Source organism: Phaeacidiphilus oryzae TH49, assembly GCF_000744815.1.
GTDB classification, from domain to species: Bacteria; Actinomycetota; Actinomycetes; order Streptomycetales; family Streptomycetaceae; genus Phaeacidiphilus; species Phaeacidiphilus oryzae.
In genome coordinates this window covers 1607392-1628551 of record NZ_JQMQ01000005.1, presented here as the reverse complement: position 1 = coordinate 1628551, position 21160 = coordinate 1607392, and the positions used below count along the sequence as shown (strand labels likewise).

Genomic DNA, 21160 nt, shown 5'->3' with positions numbered 1-21160 from the left:
CCGGGGTGCGACCCCGTCGTCGTCGCCGAGTGCGGCGCCGTAGCGCGGACCGCGCGGCCCCCAGCACCCCTCGAGTCGCCGCGCGACTCCCGGCGCTACGGCGTGCCGAACGCCGTCGTGGCGCTGAGGCGCAGCGCGGTGTCGATCAGCGGGACGTGGCTGAACGCCTGCGGGAAGTTGCCCACCTGGCGCTGCAGCCGGGGGTCCCACTCCTCGGCGAGGAGGCCGACGTCGTTGCGGATGGCCAGGAGCTTCTCGAAGAGCTCGCGGGCCTCCGCGATCCGGCCGATCATCGCCAGGTCGTCGGCCAGCCAGAAGGAGCAGGCGAGGAACGCGCCCTCGTCCCCGGCCAGGCCGTCGACGCCGGTCTCGCCGCCGCTGGTGGGGTAGCGGAGGACGAAGCCGTCGGGGGTGAGGAGCTCGCGCTGGATCGCCTCGATGGTGCCGATGACGCGCTTGTCGTCCGGCGGGAGGAAGCCGACCTGCGGGATCAGCAGCAGCGAGGCGTCGAGCTCACGGGAGCCGTAGGACTGGGTGAAGGTGTTCCGCTCCGGGTCGAAGCCGTGCCGGCAGACGTCCTTGTGGATCTCGTCGCGCAGCGCCCGCCAGCGGTCCAGCGGGCCGTCGGTGGGGGTGCCCTCCATCAGCTTGATGGTGCGGTCGACGGCGACCCAGGCCATCACCTTGGAGTGGACGAAGTGCCGGCGCGGGCCGCGCACCTCCCAGATGCCCTCGTCCGGCTCGCGCCAGTGCTTCTCCAGGTAGGCGATGAGGCGCAGCTGCAGGAGGTTGGCGTAGTCGTTCCGGGCCAGTCCGGTCATCTGGGCGAGGTGGAGCGCTTCGACGACCTCGCCGTAGACGTCCAGCTGGAGCTGGTCGGCCGCGCTGTTGCCGACCCGGACCGGGACGGAGTTCTCGTAGCCGGGGAGCCAGTCCAGGGAGGCCTCGGTGAGCTCCCGCTCGCCGGCGATCCCGTACATGATCTGGAGGTTCTCCGGGTCGCCCGCGACCGCGCGGAGCAGCCAGTCCCGCCAGTCGCGGGCCTCGTCGCGGTAGCCCGTGCGGAGGAGGGAGGAGAGGGTGATCGCGGCGTCGCGCAGCCAGGTGTAGCGGTAGTCCCAGTTGCGGACGCCGCCGATGTCCTCGGGCAGGGAGGTGGTGGGGGCGGCGACGATGCCGCCGGTGGGCGCGTAGGTGAGGGCCTTGAGGGTGATCAGCGAGCGGATCACGGCCTCGCGGTACTCGCCCCGGTAGGTGCACTGGCTGACCCAGTCGTTCCAGAACCACTCGGTGGCGACCAGCGCGGCCTCCGGGTCGGGACGCTCCGGTTCGCCCTGGTGGGAGGCCTGCCAGGTGAGCGCGAAGCCGACCCGCTCGCCGGCCTTGACGGTGAAGTCGGAGTAGGTGGTGAGGTCCCGGCCGTAGGTCTCGGCCTCGCCGTCCAGCCAGACCGAGTCGGGGCCGGCGATGGCGACGGTGCGCTGGCCCTCCGTGCCGCCGTCCTCGGCCTCGATGCGGCGGACCCACGGGATGACCCGGCCGTAGGAGAACCGCATCCGCAGGGCGGAGCGCATCCGGACCCGGCCGGAGATGCCCTCGACGATGCGGACCATGGTGGGGTTGCCCACGCCCTCGGTGAGGTGCCGGGGCGGCATGAAGTCGATCACCCGGACGCTGCCGCGCGGGGTGTCCCACTCCTGCTCAAGGATCAGCGACTCGCCCCGGTAGCGGCGGCGGTCCGCCGGCGGGGCGGGGGCGGCGGCGGTGGCCGGGATGCGGAGCGAACCGGTGTCCTCGAAACGGTCGAGGGCCTCAAGCCGGTCGTCCTCGCTGGGCTTCGACCGGTGGTTCGGGCTCGGTACCGGGTCGGCCGGGCCGATCCGCCAGAAGCCGTGCTCGTCCGTGCCGAGCAGGCCGGCGAAGACGGCGGGGGAGTCGAAGCGGGGCAGGCACAGCCAGTCGACTGCGCCGTCACGACTCACCAGGGCGGCGGTCTGCATGTCGCCGATGAGTGCGTAGTCCTCGATGCGGGCGGCCACGTGGTTCTCCAGTTCGCGGGATGAACACGGCATCGTCGGTCGCGGTCGGTCGGCCCGCCGGTACACCCGTGGCAGGGGCGCTGCCCGGCGGACGGCTGCCCGGGGCGGTGGGTGGGGCCCCGGAGCTCTGCAAGTTGTCGCGGTGGTGACGGGTGGTACGGGGTACGAGGGGGTGGAGACGCTCCCGCGCGCCGCGGGTGACCTTCGTCGCCGATGCGTCCGTGCAGAATACGACGGAGTCGGGGGGTGCTGCGCGTTCTGAGATCACGGCGTGCCGGATGGGTCCCGACGGGTGTCCGGACGTGGTCCTGACGGGTGGTTCGCAGCGGCCCCGCAATGGTTAGGAAGAGCCATCCGGATGATCGAATTCCGCCATTGCGCCTTGCCCGCCGAGACCCCGCGGAATCCCCCGAAGAGTGGACAGGCGTTCGGCTGTTCGCCAACTGGCGTTCGCGGGACAGGGTTTGGATGCCCGAGCGGGAGTGCGGCGGCGAGGTGCGGACGGCACCCGGGATGTGAGGTGCGACACGCCGGAGAGGGGCGGCGGCGGCCGGACTCCGCCGCCGGTCGCGGAGCGGCGGCCGGGCCCGGGGCTCGGCGCGCCGCCGCGCCCTTCGGACGCTGATACCCTGGTAGCCCGTGGACTGGTGTGAAGCACTGCGCTGTGCATCTTCACCGCGTGTGCACCGTCTCCGCGGTGGTGGACCACCGCCGCGGTGAACCTCATCGCCAGCCACCGTCCTCGCTGTGCCACCGCTGATCCGGCGTTCCTCCATGGTTCCCGGTGCGGCCGCGGGCAGGTGCGGGCGGTCGGACCTTCAGAACGCGACCACGGGAGCCCCCTCTTGGCACTGCCCCATTCCGGCAACGGCACGACGACTAAGCACCTCTTCGTCACCGGGGGCGTGGCCTCCTCCCTCGGCAAGGGCCTCACCGCCTCAAGCCTGGGGAACCTCCTCAAGGCCCGTGGCCTGCGGGTGACGATGCAGAAGCTCGACCCGTACCTCAACGTGGACCCGGGCACGATGAACCCGTTCCAGCACGGTGAGGTCTTCGTCACCGACGACGGGGCCGAGACCGACCTGGACATCGGCCACTACGAGCGCTTCCTCGACGAGGACCTCCACGGCTCGGCCAACGTGACCACCGGCCAGATCTACTCCACGGTGATCGCCAAGGAGCGGCGCGGCGAGTACCTCGGCGACACCGTCCAGGTCATCCCGCACATCACCAACGAGATCAAGCACCGCATCCGGCGGATGGCCACCGAGGACGTCGACGTGGTCATCACCGAGGTCGGCGGCACCGTCGGCGACATCGAGTCGCTGCCGTTCCTGGAGGCCGTCCGGCAGATCCGGCACGAGGTCGGCCGGGACAACGTCTTCTTCCTCCACGTCTCGCTGCTCCCGTACATCGGCCCCTCGGGCGAGCTGAAGACCAAGCCGACCCAGCACTCGGTGGCCGCGCTGCGCAGCATCGGCATCCAGCCGGACGCCGTCGTGCTCCGCGCCGACCGCGAGGTGCCGGAGGCCATCAAGCGCAAGATCTCGCTGATGTGCGACGTGGACGAGGAGGCCGTGGTGGCCTGCCCGGACGCGCCGTCCATCTACGACATCCCTAAGGTGGTCCACTCCGAGGGCCTGGACGCCTACGTGGTGCGCCGCCTCGACCTGCCGTTCCGGGACGTCGACTGGACGGTCTGGGACGACCTGCTGCGCCGGGTCCACCAGCCCGAGCACCAGGTCAAGGTGGCCCTGGTCGGCAAGTACATCGACCTGCCGGACGCCTACCTGTCGGTCACCGAGGCGCTGCGCGCCGGCGGCTTCGGCAACAACGCCAAGGTCGAGATCAAGTGGGTGACCTCGGACGACTGCAAGACCCCCGAGGGCGCGCAGCGCGAGCTGGGCGACGTGGACGCGGTCTGCATCCCCGGCGGCTTCGGCGACCGCGGTGTCGAGGGCAAGGTCGGCGCGATCACCTACGCCCGGGAGAACCGCATTCCGCTGCTGGGCCTGTGCCTGGGCCTGCAGTGCGTGGTCATCGAGGCCGCGCGGAACCTGGCCGGGCTGCCCGAGGCCAACTCCACCGAGTTCGAGCAGGCCGCCAAGTACCCGGTGATCTCGACGATGGCCGAGCAGCTGGACATCGTGGACGGCAAGGGCGACCTGGGCGGCACCATGCGGCTCGGGCTCTACCCGGCGAAGCTCGCCGAGGGCTCGATCGTCCGCGAGGTGTACGGCGGCGAGCAGTACGTGGACGAGCGGCACCGGCACCGCTACGAGGTCAACAACTCCTACCGGGCCGAGCTGGAGAAGGCCGGGCTGGTCTTCTCGGGGCTGTCACCGAAGGGCGACCTGGTCGAGTACGTGGAGTACCCGCGCGAGGTGCACCCGTACCTGGTCGCCACCCAGGCGCACCCGGAGCTGCGGTCCCGGCCGACCCGGCCGCACCCGCTCTTCGCCGGTCTTGTCGCCGCGGCGGTCCGCCGGGTGAAGGGCGAGGACCTGCCGGAGGGCGACTCCCTGGAGGGCTGAGCCCCGGTGGAGGCCTGAGGGCCGACGGCGGCGGTCGCGCGATCATGCGCGGCCGCCGTCGCGTACGTTGGGGGGATGAGCAGCAGTGAGCAGAGTGGCGGCGGCCGGGTGGGCGTCAGGATCGCCGACGAGCCCGCGGAGTGGACGACCCGGTCCTCGGTGACGCCGTTCACCGGGGCCGTGACGGGGGTGCGCACCGACGAGGTGGTGATGCCGGACGGGTCGGTCGCCCGCCGCGACTACCAGGTGCACCCGGGTTCGGTGGCGGTACTCGCGCTGGACGAGCGGCCGGCGGAGCAGGGCGGACCCCGGGTGCTGGTGATCAGCCAGTACCGGCATCCGGTGCGGCAGCGGCTGTGGGAGATCCCGGCCGGGCTGCTGGACGTGCCGGGGGAGCCGCCGCTGGAGGCCGCGCAGCGCGAGCTCTACGAGGAGGCGCACGCCAAGGCCGGGGACTGGCGGGTACTGGTCGACCTCTACAACTCGCCCGGCGGCTCGGACGAGGCGCTCCGGGTCTTCCTGGCCCGCGATCTGGCCGAGGCGGAGGGCGAGCGGTTCGCCGCCGAGGGCGAGGAGCTGGACCTCCAGGTGTCCTGGGCCCCGCTGAACGAGCTGGTGGACGGCGTGCTCGCCGGGGAGCTCCACAATGTGGCGCTGGTCGCGGCGGTGCTCGCGCTCCGCACGGCGCTGGAGCGGGCGGGCGGGATCGACTCGCTGCGCCCGGCGGACGCGCCGTGGCCCGCCCGGCCCTTCGACTGATCGACTGAGGCTCCCGGTTCGGCGGCACGCCGCCGCCGGACGGGGCGCCCACCGGGACTAGGCTGCGCACGAGGGCCCGGTGGTGGCGGCCGGTGGCCGCCGCGGAGGCGCCGTCGGGGCGACGGTGGACCGGCCGGGGCAGGGTGCGGAGCCGGGAGTGGTGTGCGCGTGGCCGGTGGTGACGTCGTTTCGGAGACCGCGACGGGGGTGTCCGGGATGCCCGGGCAGTCGCCGGCGGAGAGTGCGGCCGCGAGGGCCGACGGGGGCGGCGGCGCAGCCGACGGATCGTCAGGGCGCGTACCCGGCACGGAGACTGAGGGATCGTCAAAGGCCGCGGCGGAGACCGCTGTCGGTCGGCCGCTGGAACCCGTCCGGCTGCCCGCCGACCCCTCGCACTTCTCCGGCCGGCGCGCCGAACTGGAGGAGCTGCGCGCCGAGTTGACCCGGCCCGGGCTGACCGCGCGGCCGGGGATCGAGGACCCGGAGGCGGCGGAGGCGGCCGGCCGGGCCCGGGTCGTGCTGGTGGCCGGGCGGCCGGGGTCCGGGCGTACCTCGCTGGCGGTGCGGTTCGCCCGCGAGCTGGCCGAGTCCGGGGCGTACCGGGACGGGCAGTACTTCGTACGGATGAGTGAGCCGCGGGCGGGCGGGTCGGCGGGCGGGGTGGGCACGGTGGCGCCGGACCGGGCGGCCCGGGCGCTGCTGGCCGAGTTGGGGGAGCCGTCGCCAGGGCTGGGCGGGGACCCCTGCGAGGCGCTGCGGACGGCGCTGACCGGGCGTTCGGCGCTGCTGGTGCTGGACGACGTGCGAGACGCGGAACAGGTGCTTCCGCTGCTGCCGCCGGAGCCGCGCTGCCTGGTGGTCGCGGTCGGCGCCGGGCCGCTGACCGGGGTGGCCGACGTGCGGCCGTGCGCGCTGGGCGGGCTGGACGCCGGGGCCGGGGTCGCGCTGCTGCGCGGTCTCGCCGGGGACACCCGGATCGTCTGCGACCCGGTGGCCGCGCAGGCCCTGGTCGAGGACCTGGCCGGTCAGGTCGCCGCGCTGCGGCTGATCGGCGGCTGGCTGCGGGCCCGGCCGCGGGCCTCGGTCGCCGACGCCCGGCAGGTGCTGGCCGAGGCGACGGAGGCGGCGCTGGCGGTGGCCCGCAAGGAGGCCGGCGCCGTCTCGGTGGCGGACCGGGCCAGGGGAGCCGGGGACGGGGAGAAGGGGAAGGGACCGGCGTCTCCGCCGGCGTCTCCGCCCACCCCGCCGGCCGGGAAGCCGGCCGGGAAGGCGGCCGAGGGCGATCAGGAGCGGTCGGCCTCCTCCGCGGCGGCGGTCGAGGTCGGGCGGGCGGTCCAGCGGCTCGGCGGGCTGATCGCCGGGCGGGGCGGCAGGTTGGGCGAGCGGATCGCCGAGCAGCTGGTCTCCAAGGGACTGGTGACGGGGGCCCAGCTGCCCTCGGAACCGATCTCCGGCCGCCATCCCGTGGAGGCGGCGGACGAGGAGGCCGCCGACGCCGCCGAGGCCCCCGTCGCTGGGCAGCAGGAGCGGCGGTCCGCGCCGGCCGCCGGCGAGCTCACCCCCCTCGACCGGGCCTTCGCCGCGGTCTACGCGGACCTGCCGGCCGCCTCGGCCCGGCTGCTGCGGCTGCTGGCCGCGGCGCCCGGCGGCCGGGTGACCGCGCGTACCGCGTCGGCGCTGGTCGGCTGTCCGGTGCCGGAGGCGGAGGGGCCGCTGCGCGCGCTGGCCGAGCAGGAGCTGCTGCGGGTGGTCGACCCGGAGGGCCCGGAGCCGGGCGGCGCCGAGCCGCGGTACGAGGTGCCGGGGTGCCTGCGCGGTCGGCTGGCCGCGCTGCTCGCCGACGACCGGGCGGCGGAGACCGAGCTGGCCCGGGCCCGGATGCTGGAGCGGCTGGTCCGGCTGCTCGGCGTCGCGGTCGCGATGGTGACGCCCCCCGTGCCGGGGGCGCGCGGGCCCGAGGAGCTTCCCTCCGGGCTGCGGTTCCGCACCCGGGTGGAGGCCTGGGAGTGGCTGGGCCGGGAGCTGCCGGCGCTGCGGGCGGCGGCGCGGGACGCCGTCGCCGGCGGCGGGCTGGACGGGCTGGCCGGGCGGCTGATCGCCGCGCTGGTGCGGGCCCTCCCGGTGTACGCGGGCGGCCGGGCCGGGGTCGAGCCGGAGCTGTACGAACTCCACCGGCTGGTGCTGGTGCTGGCCCGGCGCAGCGGGCAGCGGCGGCGGGAGGCCGCCGCGCTGGTGAACCTGGGGGACCTGAACGCGTCGGCCGGCCGGCACCGGGAGGCGCTGGAGCTGTTCCGGGCCGCGCTCGGACCGGCGCGGGCGGCGGACGACGCGGTCGCGGTCGGCCGGATCCTGGAGGACGTGGCCGGTGCGTACCGGGCGCTCGGGGATCTGATGCGGGCCGCGGACTGGTACCGGCGGGCGCTGGGTTTCCGGCGCAACCGGGGAGAGCGCGCCGACGAGGCGCGGTTGCTGCTGCGTCTCGCGCAGACGCATGCGGCGCAGCAGCGGTACCGGGAGGCGCTGCGGGAGTACCGGGCGGTGGTGTCGCTGACCCGGCGGCTGGGGGATCGGGAGGGCGCGGTCGGCGGGCTGCTGGGGGCCGCGACCGTGCAGGAGTCCTCCGGCGACGTGGAGGCGGCGCTGCGGTCCGCGCGGGAGGCGGTCGGGACCGCGGGGGAGGACGCCCGGCTGCGGGGGTGGGCGCTGGGGGTGCTGGGCGACGTGCTGGAGCGGTCGGGGGACGCGGCGGGCGCGAAGGCCGCGCGCGGGGCGTAGCGCGGAGGGTACGTCTTAGGCAGGAAGGAGGACAAGCCTACGAATCCGCCAATGGGGAGGGACGGATTATTCGGTTTGTAAGGCTGTTGGAGCGGGCTGCCTTCAATTAGACTCGCCGCAGCCATCGCCGGAGATGTCGGGGTGGCCGTCTGCCGGCATGCCTGCCGGCGGGCGCAGCGTCACAGGGCAAGGGACGTGTATAGCCGTGAAGGTCGGCATCCCCCGTGAGGTCAAGAACCACGAGTACCGCGTGGCCATCACGCCCGCCGGCGTGCATGAGCTGGTGCGCCAGGGCCATCAGGTCGTGATCGAGCACGACGCCGGGGTCGGCTCCTCGATCCCCGACGAGGAGTACACCGCCGCGGGCGCGGAGATCCTCGGCACCGCGGACGAGGTCTGGGCCGCGTCCGACCTGGTGCTGAAGGTGAAGGAGCCGGTGGCCGAGGAGTACCACCGGCTGCGCAAGGGCCAGGTCCTCTTCACCTACCTCCACCTGGCCGCCTCCCGCGCCTGCACCGACGCGCTGCTGAGTGCCGGCACCACCGCCATCGCCTACGAGACGGTGCAGCTGGCGAACGGCGCACTGCCGCTGCTGGCCCCGATGTCCGAGGTGGCCGGCCGGCTCGCCCCGCAGGTCGGCTCGTACCACCTGATGCGCCCGGCCGGCGGCCGCGGTGTGCTGCCGGGCGGTGTCCCGGGCACGCAGCCGGCCCGCGCCGTGGTGATCGGCGGCGGTGTCTCCGGCTGGCACGCGGCGACCATCGCCCTGGGCATGGGCTACGAGGTCACCCTGCTCGACCGGGACATCAACAAGCTGCGGGAGGCCGACCGGATCTTCGGCACCCGGGTGCGCACCATCGCCTCCAACGCCTTCGAGCTGGAGAAGGCGGTGCTGGAGGCCGACCTGGTGGTCGGCGCGGTGCTGATCCCGGGCGCCAAGGCCCCGAAGCTGGTCACCAACGAGCTGGTCTCGCGGATGAAGCCGGGCTCCGTGCTGGTCGACATCGCCATCGACCAGGGCGGCTGTTTCGAGGACTCGCACCCGACCACCCACGACGCCCCGACCTTCCGGGTGCACGACTCGGTCTTCTACTGCGTGGCCAACATGCCCGGCGCGGTGCCCAACACCTCCACCTACGCGCTCACCAACGCGACGCTGCCGTACATCGTCGAGCTGGCGAACCGGGGCTGGCAGGAGGCCTGCCGCCGGGACGAGGCGCTGGCCAAGGGGCTCAACTGCCATGAGGGCCAGCTGGTCTCCGCTCCGGTCGCGGAGGCCCACGGGCTGCACGCGGCGGACCTGGCCGACGTGCTGGCCTGACCCGGCCCGTCAGCCGCCCGCGCCTCGGCGCGGGTGGTATGGGGGAGTTGGGGGGGAATCACGGGGGAAGCGGGGAAGCGCGGTCCGGTTCACGGCGACCGCGGAGGCTTGGCGGGGGCGCGGCGCGGGGGCGCGCCCCCGCCGGTTTGGGATACCTCGGGCGACATCAGACGCGGTGTCAACACCTGTGTCATGCATCACTCTTGAAGAGTTTTCACTCCTTCTGCTGGTTTTGCGCAGTGCCGAAACGTCACCGCCGTCTGGCCGTTCATCCCTTGACAGATGGCGACCATGCGAGCGACTCATCGTGTCGACTCCGGTGGATTGTGTTGCTGTCGGCGCCTGAAACGGCCTAGAGTCGCGAACCGTCGGCATGGTGTCACGCTGACCTATCAAGAAGTGTCCTGGTCGCCAAGGAGGTAAGACGACTTGTGAATGAGTCGACATTTGCTCCCGGGGGTGGTCAGCCAGGACTGGCGCAGGATGCCGCCGGTCAGGCGGGGCTGAGTGAGCCCGCTGCCCGGTCGCACGCGGTCGACTCGGTGTCGGTCCGAACCTTCGAGGCGCGTCAGCAGTCCGGCTACACCCCAACCCACGGGTCGTACGGGTCGTCGTACGGACAGCAGAGCCGGCGGGACGGCGCGGGGCTCGGCGAGCCCGCCAAGCAGCAGGCCGTGGGCACCGAGGTCGAGCCGGGTCTCCCGGCCTACGTCGAGGGCCCCGACGGCCAGTTCTACGATCCCGACGCCGAGTACGAGCCGGACCCCGAGTACGCCGCCACGCTCGCGCCCGACGTGGCGCGGCAGCGCCGCGAGCGGGTCGGCCCCACCGGCCGTCCGCTGCCGTACTTCCCGATCCCCACGCCGCTGAGCGAGCACGGCCCGGCGCAGATCATCGCGATGTGCAACCAGAAGGGCGGCGTCGGCAAGACCACGTCGACCATCAACCTGGGGGCCGCGCTCGCCGAGTACGGGCGGCGGGTGCTCCTCGTCGACTTCGACCCGCAGGGCGCCCTGTCGGTCGGCCTCGGGGTCAACCCGATGGAGCTCGAACTCACCGTCTACAACCTGCTGATGGAGCGCGGGGTCAGCGCGGACGACGTGCTGCTGAAGACCGCCGTGCCCAACATGGACCTGCTGCCCAGCAACATCGACCTGTCGGCGGCCGAGGTCCAGCTGGTCAGCGAGGTGGCGAGGGAGTCGTCGCTGGCGCGGGCGCTGAAGCCGCTGATGCCGGACTACGACTACATCATCATCGACTGCCAGCCCTCGCTCGGCCTCCTCACGGTGAACGCCCTCACCGCGGCGAACAGCGTGATCGTCCCGCTGGAGTGCGAGTTCTTCGCGCTGCGTGGAGTCGCGCTGCTCACCGAGACCATCGAGAAGGTCTGCGAGCGGCTCAACCCCGAACTCGCCCTGGACGGCATCCTGGCCACCATGTACGACTCGCGGACCGTGCACAGCCGCGAGGTGCTGGCCCGGGTCGTCGAGGCGTTCGGGGACCACGTCTTCCACACCGTCATCGGCCGTACGGTGCGCTTCCCCGAGACCACGGTGGCGGGTGAGCCCATCACCACCTACGCGTCCAACTCGGTCGGTGCGGCCGCCTATCGCCAGCTCGCCAGGGAGGTGCTCGCCCGGTGCCCCGCCGAGTGAGTCTGCCCGGAGCCGATGAACTCTTCAGGACCACCGGGGGGACGGCGCTGACCACCCCCCGCACGCACGACCCGTCGCGCGGAGGGACAGGGACGGGGAACACCGCGGACGCCGAGGGCGGCGCGGGGGCCGAGAGCGGCGCCAACGGCAGCGCCAACGGTTCGGGCGGGGCGGGCGGTTCGGCCGTCGGCGGTCCCGCGGCGGGCGGTGGCGGAGCCGGCGGTTCCGGCCTCCACGGCGTGAACGGCACGGCCGGCGGGCGGCCCTCGGGCTCCGCCGGGCCAGGGGACGGAGCCGGGAGCGGGCCGACCGCCGCCGCGGGGGCGGCCGGTGGGCTGGCCTCGGCGGAGGAGCACGGCTCCGCCGCGGGCGGCGAGAGCGAGCGGCCGGGCGGTCGGCGCGGTCCCGCGCCGGGCGGGGTCGCCGGAGCCGAGGGCGGAGCGCCCCGGCCTCCGCAGGGCGGTGCCGCGGCGGCCGGGATCCCGGCGCAGGACGGCCCGGCCCGGCGCAAGGCGCGGGCCCCGCGCCGGCCGAGCGGCCGGGAACGCCACGACGAGAAGATCACGGTCTACGTCTCCGCCGAGGAGCTGATGGACCTGGAGCACGCCCGTCTGGTGCTGCGCGGAGAGCACGGGCTCGCCGTGGACCGCGGGCGGATCGTGCGCGAGGCGGTGGCGGTGGTCCTCGCCGACCTCGAGCAGCGGGGCGAGGCCAGTATCCTGGTCCGGCGTCTGCGCGGGCGCTGAGGCGGCGGCCGGGGTTCCCCGGCGGCGGCCGGCGCGCCGGGCGGCGGAGTGCGCCCCCGGTGGTGTCGCGCGCGGTGCCGGCGTCGTCGGCGCTCTAGCCTGAGGGACACCGATGACGACTACGCCCGCTACCGAGCCCGCCGACGCGGCCGAGGCCGCTGAGGCCGCCGCAGCCGCCGAGAGCGGTGCGGCCGCTGAGAGCGGTGCAGCCGCCGAGAGCGGCGAGAAGCCGGAGCCCTCCGGGTTCCAGGTGCGGCTGGACAACTTCGAGGGCCCGTTCGACCTGCTGCTGAACCTGATCGCCAAGCACAAGCTGGACGTCACCGAGGTCTCCCTCTCCCGCGTCACCGACGAGTTCGTGGCGCACATCCGGGCGATGGGCCCGGACTGGGACCTCGACCAGGCGAGCGAGTTCCTGGTGGTCGCCGCGACCCTGCTGGACATGAAGGCCGCCCGGCTGCTGCCTGCCGCGGAACTGGAGGACGAGGAGGACCTCGCCCTGCTGGAGGCGCGCGACCTCCTCTTCGCCCGGCTGCTGCAGTACCGCGCGTACAAGAGGGTCGCGGCGGTCTTCGAGCGGCGCTGGGCGGAGGAGGGGCGGCGCCGGCCCCGCTCGGTCGGGCTCGAACCGCACCACGCCGAGCTGCTGCCGGACGTGGTCTTCACGGTCGGCCCGGAGGGGTTCGCCCGGATCGCGGCCCGGGCGATGGTGCCCAAGCCGAAGCCCTCGGTCTACGTCGAGCACATCCACACCCCGAAGGTCAGCGTCCGCGAGCAGGCCGGGCTGGTGCTGGACCGGCTGCGGGAGCTGGGCGAGGCGACCTTCCGGCTGCTGACCGAGGACGCCCCGGACGTGCTGACGGTCGTGGCCCGGTTCCTGGCGCTGCTCGAGCTGTACCGGGAGAAGGTGCTGGCCTTCGAACAGCCGGAGCCGCTGGGTGAGTTGACGGTGCAGTGGATCGGCGGGGCGGACGCGGAGGTCGCCGTCACCGACGAGTTCGACGAGCCGGGCGACCGGGACGAGCCGGATGAGGAGCAGAGCAACCCATGACCCCACCCCCCACCCCGCGCCGTCCCCTGGGCGTCCCCGGCGCCCCGCGCCCCGAGGAGTACCTCCCCTCCGCGTACGCCGAGGATCCGCAGGACCCCGAGGGCGCGGTCTCCACGGCGGAGCCCACCGCCCCCGGGCCGGCGGAGCTCTCGGAGGAACCCGCCGCAGGGGGGGATGAGAGCCCGGCGGCCACCGCACCGGAGCCGGCGCCGGTGGCGCCGGTGGCGCCGGCCGACGCTCGGCCGGTCGGCTCTGCCGGTGCGGGCGTGCCGGGGAGCCGGGTCGGTGACGCGGGGCCGGCCGCTCCTGCGGGGGTCCCCGGGCCGGGGAGGTCGACCGAGGGCGGCGGCGGTGCGGCGGCGGAGGACCGCCAGGGCGCCGAACCGCTGGATCCGGCGCAGCTGCGCGGTTCGCTGGAGGCGATCCTGATGGTGGTGGACGAGCCGATCGGCGAGGAGCGGCTGGCGGGGGTGCTGGACCTGCCGCGCGCGGAGGTGCGCGGAGCGCTGCGGGAGCTCGCGGACGAGTACGCCGCCCAGGGGCGCGGCTTCGACCTCCGGTTCGTCGCCGGGGGTTGGCGGTTCTACACCCGGGCGGAGTTCTCCGAGGCGGTCGACCGGTTCGTGCTGGACGGCCAGCAGTCCCGTCTGACGCAGGCCGCGCTGGAGACGCTGGCCGTCGTCGCGTACCGGCAGCCGGTCTCCCGCGCACGGGTCTCCGCGGTCCGTGGTGTGAACTGCGACGGAGTCATGCGTACGCTGGTGCAGCGTGGACTGGTCGAAGAGGCCGGGTCCGAGTCCGAGACGGGCGCGATCCTGTACCGGACGACGAACTACTTCCTGGAGCGCATGGGCCTTCGCGGCCTCGATGAGCTGCCCGAACTGGCGCCCTTCCTGCCGGAGGCGGAGGACGTGGAGGCGGACTCCCAGGAGGGCTCGATCATCACCGAAGCGGTCGCCGAGGCGGTGGTCGCCGCGCAGTCCACCGATTCTGGTACTCGAGACGACGACGGAAACTCTGATGCGTAGCAACGGCAGCGGTAACAACGGGCGGGGCAACTACCGGGGGGCCGGCAACGGGCGCGACCGGGACAACCCCGGCTCCCCCCAGGGACGCAAGGGCGGCAGCGGCGGCGGCGGTGGTGCCGGCCGCAGCGGCGGCGGCGCCCCGCGGAACCCGCGCAAGCCGCGCCCGGAGGAGCGGACCTACGGCCCGGAGTACGGCGGCCCGGCCGGCGGCGCCGGCGCGCGCAGCGGCCGCGGCGGGCAGGCCGCCAGGGGCGGAAAGCCCGGCGGCCAGGGCGGGCGGCCGGGCGGCCAGGGCGGCCGCGGCCGCCCCTCGCGCCCCGCGCGCCCGCGCGAGCTGGAGGCGCAGCTGGAGGACACCGTCCGCGCCCGGCACGAGGGCCCCAAGGTGAAGCTGCCGAAGACCTTCGGCGAGGAGCCCGGCGAGCGCCTGCAGAAGGTGCTGGCCCGGGCCGGCATGGGCAGCCGCCGCTCCTGCGAGGAGCTGATCGACCACGGCCGGGTCGAGGTCAACGGCAAGGTCGTCCGCGAGCAGGGCCTGCGCGTCGACCCGGAGAAGGACGAGATCAAGGTGGACGGGCTGACCGTGGCCACCCAGTCCTACCTCTTCTTCGCGCTGAACAAGCCGGCCGGCGTGGTCTCCACCATGGAGGACCCGGAGGGCCGCCAGTGCCTGGGCGACTACGTCAACAACCGGGAGACCCGGCTCTTCCACGTCGGCCGCCTGGACACCGAGACCGAGGGGATCATCCTCCTCACCAACCACGGCGAGCTGGCGCACCGGCTCACCCACCCCCGGTACGGCGTGACCAAGACCTACCTGGCCGCCATCCAGGGCCCGATCCCGCGCGACCTGGGCAAGCGGCTGCGCGAGGGCGTCGAGCTGGAGGACGGCTTCGCCCGGGTCGACCACTTCCGGGTGGTGGAGAACGTCGGCCGCAACTACCTGGTCGAGGTCGTCCTTCACGAGGGGCGGAAGCACATCGTGCGGCGGCTGCTCTCGGAGAGCGGGTTCCCGGTCGAGAGGCTGGTCCGGACGAAGTTCGGGCCGATCGCGCTGGGCGACCAGAAGTCCGGCTGGCTGCGCCGGATGACCAACCCCGAGGTGGGGATGCTGATGCGCGAGGTCGGCCTGTAGGCCGCGGCGGGCGTCAGCTCCAGCCGGAGAGGTTGCTCCAGCGGCCGTCCGCGTCCCGGAGCACCTCCAGCATCCCGGCCACGGCCCCCCGGTTGACCGGGCCGTAGATGTGCGGGAAGAGCCTGCCGTCCCCGTCCGGCGGGGACGGCAGCGCGGAGGCCGCGGCCGCAGCGGAGACCGCCGGGGCCGGCGGCTCCCAGCGGACCGGCGAGTCCAGCCGCGACTCGTCGATCAGCAGCACCATCAGCGGTCCGGCCACCGCCCGGTAGCGGGCGTTGGCCACGGCGAGCACCGTCTCCTCGTCCGGGGAGCAGTGCACGAAACCCTCCAGTGCCAGGGAGGCCGGGGCGTACGGCCGCTCCGAGTGCGCCAGCCAGTCGTCCAGCGGGGTCAGGTGCAGCAGCATGCTTTCGTTCTACCCCGCCGCGGGCTTCCCGTCTCCGGGTCGTGGCCGTCGGCCGCTCCGCCTAGATTGGCTCCGTCATCGCGAGTGATCGCGGGGGTTCCGAGCGTCGGGAAGGACGTGGACGGGATGGCGGACACGACAGGGACGGGTTCGACGGAGGCCGCGGAGCCGCTGTACCCGGCGGACCGGGTCGCCCGGGCCCAGCGGGCGGCGGGGGCGGCCGGGCTGGACGCGCTGCTGGTCAGCCCCGGCCCCGACCTCCGCTACCTGACCGGCTACGCGGCGCTGCCGCTGGAGCGGCTGACCTGCCTGGTCGCGCCGGCCGAGGGCGACCCGTTCCTGGTGGTGCCGCTGCTGGAGAAGCCGGCGGCGGAGGCCTCCCCGGCCGGGGCGCTCGGCATCGAGATCGTCGGCTGGGCCGAGACCGAGGACCCGTACGCGCTGATCCACCAGCGGCTGCGGCAGGCGCTCGCGGCGCGGGCCGGGGGCGGCCGGGTCGGCCTGGACAACCACATGTGGGCGGAGAAGGTGCTGGCCTTCCGGGACGCGCTGCCCGGCACCGGGCAGGAGCTGGCCGGCGGCGTGCTGGGGGAGCTGCGGATGCGGAAGTCCCCGGCGGAGGTCGAGGCGCTGCGGAGGGCCGGCGCCGCGATCGACTCGGTGCACGCCTCGATGGGCGAGTGGCTGCGGGCCGGGCGGACCGAGGCGGAGGTCGCGCGGGACATCGCGGACGCGATCGTCGCGGCCGGGCATGTGACGGCGGACTTCGTCATCGTGGGCTCGGGGCCGAACGGCGCCAGCCCCCACCACGAGGTGTCGGACCGGGTGATCGCGGCCGGCGAGCCGGTGGTCGTCGACATCGGCGGGACCACGGAGGACGGGTACTGCTCCGACTCCACCCGGAACTACGTGGTCGGCGGGGAGCCGGACGCGGGCTACCGGAAGCTGTACGAGGTGCTGCTCGCGGCCCAGCGGGCGCAGTGCGAGGCGGTGCGCCCGGGGATCACGGCGGAGGAGCTGGACGCGGTCGGGCGGGACCGGATCGCGGAGGCGGGGTACGGGGAGTACTTCATCCACCGAACCGGGCACGGAATCGGGCTGGAGACCCACGAGGAGCCGTACATCGTCGCCGGGTCGGCGCGGGCGCTGGAGCCGGGGATGGCGTTCTCGATCGAGCCGGGGATCTATCTCCCCGGGGAGTACGGGGCCCGGATCGAGGACATCGCCGTCTGCACGGCGGAGGGCGGGGAGCGGCTGAACCTGACCCCGCGCGAGCTGGTGGTCCTGCCGGGCTGAGGCGCGCCGGCCGCCACCCTGCGGGGCGGGGGGCTCTCCCGGAGGGGACTGCGGGAGGATGGGGGGAGATCTAGCTGGAGGACGTAGTCGCAATGCGTAGCGCCGCAGTCGTGGGGACGGGGCTTATCGGGACGTCTATCGCGTTGGCACTGGCCGCGCGGGGCGTCGCGGTGTATCTGCGGGACGCGGATCTCGACTCCGCGCGGACCGCGGCCTCGCTGGGCGCGGGGACCACCGAGGAGCCGCCGGGGCCGGTGGACCTGGCGGTGATCGCCGTGCCGCCGGGCCTGGTGGCCGAGGTTCTGGCGGAGGCGCAGGCCGCCGGGCTGGCCCGGGCCTACACCGACGTGGCGAGCGTGAAGAGCGGGCCGCGCCAGGACATCGCCGCGCGCGGCTGCCGGACCAGCGACTACATCGGCGGCCATCCGATGGGCGGCGCGGAGCGCAGCGGGCCGCTGGCCGCCCGGGCGGACCTCTTCGAGGGCCGGACGTGGGTGCTGAGCCCGGCGCCGGACACCTCGACGGACGCGCTCAACGCGGCGCTGGAGCTGGTGGCGCTCTGCGGGGCGGTGCCGGTGGTGATGGACCCGGGCGCCCACGACCGGGCGGTGGCCCTGGTCTCGCACACCCCGCAGCTCCTCTCCAGCATGGTGGCCGCGCGGCTCGCGGACGCGGACGAGACCGCGGTGCGGCTCTCCGGCCCGGGAATCCGGGACACCACCCGGATCGCCGCCTCGGACCCGGAGCTGTGGGTGGAGATCCTCTCCGCCAACGCCGGGGTGGTGGCCGATGTCCTGGACGAGGTCGCCGAGGATCTCCGGGCGACCGTGGGCGGGCTGCGCGCCCTGCAGAGCGCGGACGCGGAGAAGCGCGCGGCCGGCGCGCAGGCGGTGGCCGAGGTGATGCGCCGGGGCAACCGCGGCCGGTCCAGGATCCCGGGCAAGCACGGCGCTCCGCCCACCCGGTACGAGGCGCTCACCGTGCTGATCGGCGACCAGCCAGGGGAGCTCGCCCGCCTGTTCGGGGACGCCGGGCAGGCCGGCGTCAACATCGAGGACGTGGCCATCGAGCACTCGACGGGGCAGCAGGCCGGCTTCGTCACGCTGTCCGTGGCGCCGACGGCGGTGCCCGTCCTCGCCGCCGCGCTGCGCGAGCGCGGGTGGCGGATCCGGGGCTGAGGGCCCGGGCGAGGAGTTCGGCCTCCGGCGGCCGGTAATCTTGACGGGGGACGCCCCCCGTCAACCCCCCGAACAGAAGTGAGAGGCCGCCGACCGTGCAGAAAACCGATCGCTTGACCGGACCGGTCGTGGTGGCCATCGACGGACCCGCCGGCTCCGGCAAGTCCACCGTCTCGCGCGCCGTGGCCCACCGGCTGGGTCTCGGCTTCCTGGACACCGGCGCCATGTACCGGGCGCTGACCTGGTGGCTGCTGAACAACGGCGTGGACGTGGACGACGCGGACGCGGTCGCCAACGCCTGCGACAAGCCGGCCGTGCTGGCCGGCATCGACGCCGACGGGCCGACCATCACCGTGGACGGCGTGGACGTCTCCGGTCCGATCCGGACCGCGGAGGTCACCGCCAAGGTCAGCGCGGTCGCCGCGGTGCCCGAGGTGCGCGCCCGGCTGGTGGAGATCCAGCGGGCCTCGGCCGCGGCCGCCCCGCAGGGGATCGTCGCCGAGGGCCGGGACATGGGCACGGTGGTGTTCCCCCGGGCCACCGCCAAGGTCTTCCTGACCGCCTCCCCGGCGGCCCGCGCCGCGCGCCGCGCCGCCGAGCTGCGGGCCAAGGGCGTGGACGAGGAGACCGTCCGGCGGATGGCCGGGGACCTGGTCCGCCGGGACGCGGCCGACTCCGGCCGGGCGGCCTCGCCGCTGGCCAAGGCGGCGGACGCGGTCGAGGTGGACACCAGCGACCTGTCGCTGGACGAGGTCGTCGACCGGGTGGTCGGTCTGGTGCGGGAACGGGTGTCGGCATGAGCGCGACGAACAGCGGGCGGCAGCTGCCGACGGAGTTCGGCGCGGCCGTCGGCCGGCGGATCGGCACCGCGGTGGCGCGCGGCGGCTGGCGGGTGCGGGTGCTCGGCGAGTGGCGGGTGCCCACGCAGGGGCCGGTGATCCTCGCGGCCAACCACAGCAACTTCCTGGACGGGCCGCTGCTGCTCGGGGTGTCGCCGCGTCCGGTGCACTTCCTGATCAAGCGCGAGTTCTTCCGGTTCCCCCTCGGTCTGCTGCTGAACGGGGTCGGTCAGATACCGATAAGCCGGGACAGCGCGGACCGGGCGGCGATAACCCAGGCGCTCGGCGTGCTGGCGGACGGCGGCGCGGTCGGCGTCTTCCCGGAGGGCACCCGGCTGGCCGGCGGCAACTTCGAGCAGGTGCGCGGCGGGCTGACCTACCTGGCGCTGCGCTCCGGCGCCCCGGTGGTCCCGGTGGCGGTCTTCGGCACCGGCAGCCGGGGCAGCTCGCTGCTCTCCCTGCCGCGGCTGCGCGGCAGGATAGACGTGGTGTTCGGCGAGCCCTTCCAGGCCGGGGACGGCAGCGGCCGGCGGACCAGGTCGGCGCTGCGGGAGGCCGGCGAGCAGGTCCAGGCGCGGCTCGCGGGGCATCTGGCGGAGGCCCGCGAGACCCTGGGAGCGGACGCCGGCGCCGTGCTGGTCGGCTGAGCCCACAACTCCCCATAAACCCTTTTTTCTCGGTGAGAACGGCAGGACTGATGGACGAAGCGACCGGTACGACCGACCCCCAGCACGGCGAGCTGGGTGAGGAGGAGTACGCCGAGTTCATGGAGCTGGCCGCCGAGGAGGGTTTCGACGAGGAGGAACTCGGCGACCTCGGCCCGGCGGACCATGGACCGCTCCCGGTGCTGGCCGTGGTCGGCCGCCCCAATGTCGGCAAGTCGACCCTGGTGAACCGGATCATCGGCCGTCGCGAGGCGGTGGTCGAGGACCGTCCGGGCGTCACCCGCGACCGGGTGACCTATGAGGCGGAGTGGGCCGGCCGCCGCTTCAAGCTGGTGGACACCGGCGGCTGGGAGCTCGACGTCTTCGGGCTGGACAAGATGGTGGCCGCGCAGGCCGAGTTCGGCATCCAGAGCGCGGACGCGGTGCTGCTGGTGGTGGACGCCACGGTCGGCGCCACCGACACCGACGAGGCGCTGATCCGCCTGGTGCGGAGGAGCGGCAAGCCCGTGGTGCTGGCCGCCAACAAGGTGGACGGACCGTCCGGCGAGGCGGACGCGGCCGGGCTGTGGTCGCTCGGCCTCGGCCAGCCGTACCCCGTCTCGGCGCTGCACGGACGCGGCTCCGGCGATCTGCTGGACGCCGTGCTGGAGGTGCTGCCGAAGGCGCCGCCGCAGACCTTCGGGGCCGGGGCGGTCGGCGGGCCGCGCCGGGTCGCCCTGATCGGCCGGCCGAACGTCGGCAAGTCCTCGATGCTCAACAAGGTCGCGGGCGAGGACCGGGTGGTGGTCAACCCGATCGCGGGGACCACCCGGGACCCGGTGGACGAGCTGATCGAACTGGGCGGCAAGACCTGGCGGTTCATCGACACGGCGGGCATCAGGCGCCGGGTCCACCAGACCGCGGGCGCGGACTTCTACGCCTCGCTGCGGACCGCGGCGGCGCTGGAGAAGGCCGAGGTCGCGGTGGTCCTGATCGACTGCAGCGAGCCGCTGGCCGAGCAGGACATCCGGATCATCCAGATGGCCGTCGAGGCCGGCCGGGCCGTGGTGGTCGCCTACAACAAGTGGGACCTGCTGGACGAGGAGCGCCGGTACTACCTGGAGCGGGAGATCGAGCAGGAGCTCGTGCAGATCCGCTGGGCGCCCCGGGTGAACGTCTCGGCGCACACCGGGCGGCACATGGAGAAGCTGGTCCCGGCGATCGAGACCGCGCTGGCGAGCTGGGAGACCCGGGTCCCGACGGGACGGCTGAACGCCTTCCTGGGCGAGCTGGTGGCCGCCCACCCGCACCCGGTGCGGGGCGGGAAGCAGCCGCGGATCCTCTTCGGGACGCAGGCCGGGACGCGGCCGCCGCGGTTCGTCCTCTTCGCCTCCGGCTTCCTGGAGGCGGGCTACCGCCGGTTCGTGGAGCGGCGGCTGCGCGAGGAGTTCGGCTTCGAGGGGACGCCGATCTCGATCTCGGTGCGGGTGCGGGAGAAGCGCAGCCGCAAGAAGTGACTCTCCGGGACGCGGGCGGCCGGTCCGTCCGCGTTCCCCCGGGGCGCCGTTGCCTGGATGGGGCGGCGCCCCGTGGTGTGTCCGGGGACCCCGGGGTACTGACGAGCCGTCAGGAGCGGCCGGGGGGAAGGGAGAGCAGCCCGCGCCCGTGCGGGGGCCGCGGAGGGTGGCCGTACGCCGTCTGGCCGGGGGCCGGCTGAGCGGCGTGCAGCAGGTAGGGCTGCGGGGGTTGCGGCG

General features: G+C 74.4%; 16 protein-coding genes. 14 read left to right on the top strand and 2 right to left on the bottom strand.

Translation table 11 applies throughout. The annotated features are described in order from the left end of the window. Nucleotides 1-95: 95 nt before the first annotated feature. Nucleotides 96-2039 carry a glycoside hydrolase family 15 protein gene (locus BS73_RS11535; protein ID WP_037571541.1) on the bottom strand — a complete coding sequence of 648 codons (1944 nt, stop codon included), beginning with the start codon at nucleotides 2037-2039 and terminating at the stop codon, nucleotides 96-98. Nucleotides 2040-2884: 845 nt separating this feature from the next. Here BS73_RS11535 and BS73_RS11530 point away from each other — a divergent pair. The 9 genes from BS73_RS11530 (at nucleotide 2885) to BS73_RS11490 (ending at nucleotide 15043) form a co-directional block, all read left to right on the top strand. Continuing rightward, nucleotides 2885-4573: a CTP synthase gene (locus tag BS73_RS11530; RefSeq protein WP_037571540.1), complete on the top strand. Its 1689-nt coding sequence runs from the start codon at nucleotides 2885-2887 to the stop codon at nucleotides 4571-4573. Between the two features lie 75 nt (nucleotides 4574-4648). After that, on the top strand, nucleotides 4649-5332 hold the full coding sequence (locus BS73_RS11525) for an NUDIX domain-containing protein (protein ID WP_051939823.1): 684 nt from the start codon (nucleotides 4649-4651) through the stop codon (nucleotides 5330-5332). Nucleotides 5333-5548: 216 nt separating this feature from the next. Further along, a complete protein-coding gene (locus BS73_RS34590; RefSeq protein ID WP_152617582.1) occupies nucleotides 5549-8107 on the top strand; it encodes a tetratricopeptide repeat protein in 2559 nt (852 codons plus the stop codon). A 205-nt stretch (nucleotides 8108-8312) separates the two neighbouring features. Further along, on the top strand, nucleotides 8313-9428 hold the full coding sequence (ald, locus tag BS73_RS11515; RefSeq protein WP_037571538.1) for an alanine dehydrogenase: 1116 nt from the start codon (nucleotides 8313-8315) through the stop codon (nucleotides 9426-9428). Between the two features lie 542 nt (nucleotides 9429-9970). Further along, a complete protein-coding gene (locus BS73_RS11510; RefSeq protein ID WP_407674999.1) occupies nucleotides 9971-11083 on the top strand; it encodes a ParA family protein in 1113 nt (370 codons plus the stop codon). Then, nucleotides 11080-11829, top strand: a complete 750-nt coding sequence (locus tag BS73_RS11505) for a hypothetical protein (protein ID WP_037571535.1) — start codon at nucleotides 11080-11082, stop codon at nucleotides 11827-11829. Before BS73_RS11510 ends, BS73_RS11505 begins: the two co-directional genes overlap by 4 nt. Nucleotides 11830-11941: 112 nt before the next feature. Then, a complete protein-coding gene (locus BS73_RS11500) occupies nucleotides 11942-12880 on the top strand; it encodes a segregation and condensation protein A (RefSeq protein WP_084703972.1) in 939 nt (312 codons plus the stop codon). Between the two features lie 428 nt (nucleotides 12881-13308). Then, a complete protein-coding gene (gene scpB / locus BS73_RS11495) occupies nucleotides 13309-13908 on the top strand; it encodes an SMC-Scp complex subunit ScpB (RefSeq protein ID WP_051941389.1) in 600 nt (199 codons plus the stop codon). Beyond that, entirely contained in the window at nucleotides 13901-15043 is a 1143-nt protein-coding gene (locus BS73_RS11490) for a pseudouridine synthase (protein ID WP_037571534.1), read from the top strand. The genes scpB and BS73_RS11490 overlap by 8 nt, the downstream gene beginning before the upstream one ends. A 13-nt stretch (nucleotides 15044-15056) precedes the next feature. Here BS73_RS11490 and BS73_RS11485 read toward each other — a convergent pair whose 3' ends face one another. Further along, nucleotides 15057-15449 (bottom strand): DUF952 domain-containing protein, encoded by a 393-nt coding sequence (locus BS73_RS11485; protein WP_037571532.1) that lies wholly within the window; start codon nucleotides 15447-15449, stop codon nucleotides 15057-15059. Nucleotides 15450-15575: 126 nt separating this feature from the next. Here BS73_RS11485 and BS73_RS11480 point away from each other — a divergent pair, with 126 nt between their 5' ends. From BS73_RS11480 to der, 5 genes are all read left to right on the top strand, one after another. Continuing rightward, nucleotides 15576-16745 carry a M24 family metallopeptidase gene (locus BS73_RS11480; protein ID WP_051939821.1) on the top strand — a complete coding sequence of 390 codons (1170 nt, stop codon included), beginning with the start codon at nucleotides 15576-15578 and terminating at the stop codon, nucleotides 16743-16745. A gap of 92 nt (nucleotides 16746-16837) precedes the next feature. After that, nucleotides 16838-17923, top strand: coding sequence for a prephenate dehydrogenase (locus BS73_RS11475; RefSeq protein WP_037571530.1), 1086 nt, complete (start codon nucleotides 16838-16840; stop codon nucleotides 17921-17923). A 113-nt stretch (nucleotides 17924-18036) separates the two neighbouring features. Continuing rightward, the gene (gene cmk, locus BS73_RS11470; protein ID WP_152617581.1) at nucleotides 18037-18723 is read left to right on the top strand and encodes a (d)CMP kinase; all 687 of its coding nucleotides are present in this window, start codon (nucleotides 18037-18039) and stop codon (nucleotides 18721-18723) included. Then, the gene (locus BS73_RS11465) at nucleotides 18720-19409 is read left to right on the top strand and encodes a lysophospholipid acyltransferase family protein (RefSeq protein WP_051939820.1); all 690 of its coding nucleotides are present in this window, start codon (nucleotides 18720-18722) and stop codon (nucleotides 19407-19409) included. Before cmk ends, BS73_RS11465 begins: the two co-directional genes overlap by 4 nt. 50 nt (nucleotides 19410-19459) lie before the next feature. Next, nucleotides 19460-20923 carry a ribosome biogenesis GTPase Der gene (gene der, locus BS73_RS11460; protein ID WP_037571528.1) on the top strand — a complete coding sequence of 488 codons (1464 nt, stop codon included), beginning with the start codon at nucleotides 19460-19462 and terminating at the stop codon, nucleotides 20921-20923. The last annotated feature ends 237 nt before the right edge of the window (nucleotides 20924-21160 follow it).

What these genes read in the sequence shown, in the direction of transcription:
- BS73_RS11525 (WP_051939823.1), top strand. Translation starts at nt 4,649, where the DNA reads ATGAGCAGCAGTGAGCAGAGTGGCGGCGGCCGGGTGGGCGTCAGGATC.
- BS73_RS34590 (WP_152617582.1), top strand. Translation starts at nt 5,549, where the DNA reads ATGCCCGGGCAGTCGCCGGCGGAGAGTGCGGCCGCGAGGGCCGACGGG.
- BS73_RS11500 (WP_084703972.1), top strand. Translation starts at nt 11,942, where the DNA reads ATGACGACTACGCCCGCTACCGAGCCCGCCGACGCGGCCGAGGCCGCT.
- scpB (WP_051941389.1), top strand. Translation starts at nt 13,309, where the DNA reads ATGGTGGTGGACGAGCCGATCGGCGAGGAGCGGCTGGCGGGGGTGCTG.
- BS73_RS11490 (WP_037571534.1), top strand. Translation starts at nt 13,901, where the DNA reads ATGCGTAGCAACGGCAGCGGTAACAACGGGCGGGGCAACTACCGGGGG.
- BS73_RS11485 (WP_037571532.1), bottom strand. Translation starts at nt 15,449, where the DNA reads ATGCTGCTGCACCTGACCCCGCTGGACGACTGGCTGGCGCACTCGGAG.
- BS73_RS11480 (WP_051939821.1), top strand. Translation starts at nt 15,576, where the DNA reads ATGGCGGACACGACAGGGACGGGTTCGACGGAGGCCGCGGAGCCGCTG.
- BS73_RS11475 (WP_037571530.1), top strand. Translation starts at nt 16,838, where the DNA reads ATGCGTAGCGCCGCAGTCGTGGGGACGGGGCTTATCGGGACGTCTATC.
- BS73_RS11465 (WP_051939820.1), top strand. Translation starts at nt 18,720, where the DNA reads ATGAGCGCGACGAACAGCGGGCGGCAGCTGCCGACGGAGTTCGGCGCG.
- der (WP_037571528.1), top strand. Translation starts at nt 19,460, where the DNA reads ATGGACGAAGCGACCGGTACGACCGACCCCCAGCACGGCGAGCTGGGT.